Annotated in this window: 2 protein-coding genes; both read left to right on the top strand. The window is 66.7% G+C overall.

Annotated features, from left to right (window positions below; genetic code table 11):
* On the top strand, positions 1–284 hold a 284-nt coding region (locus HGK34_RS22025; RefSeq protein ID WP_201850583.1), incomplete at its 5' end, for a transposase.
* Between the two features lie 485 nt (positions 285–769).
* Entirely contained in the window at positions 770–1,975 is a 1,206-nt protein-coding gene (locus HGK34_RS22030; protein ID WP_201851536.1) for a thiolase family protein, read from the top strand.
* Positions 1,976–2,595 lie beyond the last annotated feature (620 nt).

A 2,595-nucleotide genomic window follows, 5' to 3' on the forward strand; every position in this document is an offset into this window, starting at 1 on the left:
CGTCAACCCGCCGGGCGCTGCGCAAACGCGGGATCACGTTCACCAGCCCGGAGAAGAAGGACCACACCGCCCACCGGCTGCGCAAGGGCCACCGGGGCGGACGCCCGCCCGTCTTCGACGCCGAGGCTTACAAGGGCCGCAACGTCGTGGAACGCTGCTTCAACCGGCTCAAACAGTTCCGCGCCCTGGCCACCCGCTACACCAAGAGAGCCGCCTACTACCGCACCGAACTCACCCTCGCCGCGATCATCCTCTGGCTCCGCGATTCACCGGACACGGCCTAGTGCCGCATCTGCAACGTTTGCCTTGCCTCAACGGTCCGGGCATGGATGCCAGCGGCCAGCCGACTCTTGATGAGATCGAAGATCGCTTCGTTGAGGTTGTCGCGGGTCGGCTGTCCCTGGACGAGGCCGATCGCTGGGCGATGAGGTGGGTTCTGGAAGACGGGGTCGTCTGGGATCTTGTGACCGCCCCCGTGGACTGCCCCGACCTGGACGCACCCTATGGACGGCGGCGGACCCCGTCGGACGGAGGCAAGCCGTCGTGCTCAGATGCGCCCGGCACCGCGGGCGCCGGCTCACCGGCCAAGGTTCCTGGTCGCCGCCGCGTGCGATGCGCCGCGGACTGCCGTACTCGCCCCCATCGGGCGACTCCGCGTACTGTCCTCGGCTGCCGTCGAGGAGGGCCGGGGCCAGGATCCGGCACCGGCTAACCTCGGTTGTACGCGTGGACGACGTGAGTTCGTCGGACGAACATCAAGGATGGTGCAATGAGGCAGGCATTCGTGTACGACGCGGTACGGACCCCCTTCGGCCGGTATGGCGGTGCGCTGGCCGGTGCGCGGCCGGACGACCTCGCTGGATTCGTGATCGAGCAGCAGGTTCGCCGAGCGCCGCGGCTCGACCCGGCACAGATCGACGACGTGATGCTGGGCAACGCCAACGGTGCTGGTGAGGACAACCGGAACGTGGCCCGCATGGCGGTGCTTCTCGCCGGTCTACCGGTCACGGTTCCGGCCGTCACTCTGAACCGGCTGTGCGGCTCGGCCCTGGAGGCCGCGATTCAGGGTGCTCGCGCCATCGAGTCCGGTGACGCGGAGGTCGTGATCGCCGGTGGCGTCGAGTCGATGAGCCGAGCTCCGTGGGTGGTTCCGAAGCCGGAGCGTGGCTTCCCGGCGGGGAATCTGGAGATGGTCTCGACGACGCTGGGCTGGCGTCTCACCAACAACCGAATGCACCCTGACTGGACGGTCTCCATGGGAGAGGGCAGCGAGCGGCTGCGGGAGAGGTTCGGGATCTCGCGGGAGAGGCAGGACGAGTTCGCGTTGCGGTCGCATCGCCTCGCGCACGAGGCGTGGGAGAGCGGGCACTACGACGATCTGGTCGTCAGCTACACGGGACCCGGTGCCGGCCAGGAGCCGCTGGCTCGCGACGAGCCGATCCGTCCGAGCGGCACCCTGGCAAAGCTCGCCTCCCTCAAGCCGAGCTTTCGCCCTGACGGCACCATCACCGCAGCGAACGCCTCGCCGCTGACCGACGGAGCGAGTGCGGCGCTGCTCGGTTCGGAGGCCGCGGCGGATCTCACCGGTCTCCAGCCCCTTGCCCGTGTCGCGGGTCGAGCGGCGGTCGCGAACGAGCCTCAGTACTTCGGGTACGCGCCGGTCGAGGCGGCGAACAAGGCACTGGAGCGCTCGGGCATCACCTGGGCGGATGTTTCCGCGGTCGAGCTGAACGAGGCCTTCGCGGCCCAGTCCTTGGCGTGCGTCGACGCCTGGAAGGTCGACGAGGAGATCGTGAACGCCTGGGGCGGGGCGATCGCGGTGGGCCACCCGTTGGGCGCATCCGGGACACGCGTGCTCGGCACCCTCGCCCGCCGTCTTCGAGCAGAGAACGCGCGCTGGGGTGTGGCCGCGATCTGCATCGGGGTCGGTCAGGGCCTGGCGATGGTCCTCGAGAACACCGAGGCGGGTGGCTGACGGGCAAGGCCGGCTGTACCGGGGCTCGGTGTGCGACGAAAGATGGACGAAAAATTACCGAGCCCCGGGCCTGGTGGAGGTTCCTTGGTCGTCGAGGCGCAGGAAGGTGCACTGCGACTCACGATCTGCTCTGACCATGGGGATATGACCACCCATGGCTGGCACCTGCTTGGCCTGGGAACGAGCCGTGCGTCGGGTGTGGTCGCCATCACCCCCGTCTGGTTTTGACTCGACGGTCCCCCTCCCGTAACGTTCTCGTCGTTCGCCCGACAGGGAGGCACGGACAGGAACCGCGGAGAACGCGGGCTGGCCGGTCCCGGGGCGGGAACTCACTCAAGATCTACCGGGTGCTTTGTGCGCTCTTGATCAGGTGGGGCTTATCCGAATCGCATTGCGGCTCAGATCACTTTCGAGGGATTTGGGAAACGGAATCGGATCTGATAAGTTTTACGAGTCGCCCTGAGCGGGTCAGGCCGGAAGGTTTGGTTCGGATGTGTGCGTCGGTTGTTTGAGAACTCAACAGTGTGCTTGATAGTCAATGCCAAATTTTGTCCCTCGTTGTGGGGGATGTTTTGGATCGGATCGAGCAGTTCAGCTTGGTCTGGCCAGTATCAGTAAAA

Origin of the sequence: Myceligenerans indicum (assembly GCF_016742955.1) — a bacterium.
Lineage (GTDB): Bacteria > Actinomycetota > Actinomycetes > Actinomycetales > Cellulomonadaceae > Myceligenerans > Myceligenerans indicum.